The 1,059-nt window shown below is 63.6% G+C and carries 2 protein-coding genes; both read right to left on the bottom strand.

What is annotated here, in order from left to right; genetic code table 11:
* Positions 1–496: aldo/keto reductase (locus EN914_RS36315; protein ID WP_164779214.1), on the bottom strand; the 496-nt coding region annotated here is incomplete at its 3' end.
* Between the two features lie 98 nt (positions 497–594).
* Complete coding sequence (locus EN914_RS36310; RefSeq protein WP_013530762.1) at positions 595–840, bottom strand: DUF982 domain-containing protein; 246 nt, start codon at positions 838–840, stop codon at positions 595–597.
* Between the last annotated feature and the right edge of the window lie 219 nt (positions 841–1,059).

Here is a 1,059-nt window from a genome sequence, read left to right as displayed (position 1 = left end):
GCGCCCGGCGGATGTTGGCTGCACCCGCTTCCGACAGGCCGAAGAAGCGCACCTTGCCTTGCGCGACGAGTTCGCCGACGGCGCCCGCGACATCCTCCATCGGCACCGCCGGGTCGACGCGGTGCTGGTAGAGCAGGTCGATACGGTCGGTTCCGAGGCGGCCGAGCGAGGCTTCCACCGCCTCTCGAATGTGTTCGGGCCGGCTGTCGGTTCCGGTCTGCTTGCCGTTTTCGATGCGGAAGCCAAATTTCGTGGCGATCGTCACCTGGTCGCGCTTGCCCTTCAATGCCCGGCCGAGCAGGGCTTCGTTGTCGTAAGGGCCATAGACTTCGGCGGTGTCGAGGAAGGTGCAGCCGAGGTCGATGGCACGGTGCAGCGTGGCGATGGATTCGGCCTCGTCGGCCGGGCCATAGGACTGGCTCATGCCCATGCAGCCGAGGCCGATAGCCGAGACCTGCAGCCCCTGGCTGCCGAGCTTGCGTGTTTTCAGGGTCATGGCAGGCGTTCTCCGGAGGGGGCGCAGCGATTATAGCGTCAGCAGGTTCAATCGATACGCCTATTCGATCACGATGTGGCTATTCGATAAGGATGTGGCTATTCGATCAGGATGTGGGCTTCGCGCGCTGCTTCGACGAGCGCCGCCCTGGCGACGTCGGGGGCAACATCGCCGCTCGTCGCCCGCTGGCAGGCGCGCAGTGCGGACCGATGCTTCGGGCTGCCTGCGTCACGCCAATGTGTGGTGAGCAAATCAATGGCCTGCTGTGTGTTGGACAGATGATGGATGGAACCGGTGACGCCGACCGAAACCGCCACAGGTTTGGAGAACCATGCCGTTTGCATTGGAACCACCTCAATTGGGCTGAAGCAATAAACGCTTATGGCCGCTCAAGGTTTCGTCGCTACCAATCAATCTGGCGTGATAGATTGCCGATACCCCCAGCGGCATTGGGCCCCACATTGTCCGCGGGGCTCACATGTTCGAGGCGACGTCGCGGGTGGGCGGTGTTTTGGGTTTGTGGGCGGCGCGTTGCCGCGTCGCCTGGTGGGCAGGGCGGGGTT

This window comes from Mesorhizobium sp. M7A.F.Ca.CA.001.08.2.1 (genome assembly GCF_003998455.1).
Taxonomy (GTDB): domain Bacteria; phylum Pseudomonadota; class Alphaproteobacteria; order Rhizobiales; family Rhizobiaceae; genus Mesorhizobium; species Mesorhizobium ciceri.
Note: the sequence above shows the minus strand (reverse complement) of the source record. Positions and strands in the feature narration are given on the sequence as shown.

Coding starts and splice junctions, on each gene's coding strand:
- EN914_RS36310 (WP_013530762.1), bottom strand. CDS start 840: ATGCAAACGGCATGGTTCTCCAAACCTGTGGCGGTTTCGGTCGGCGTC.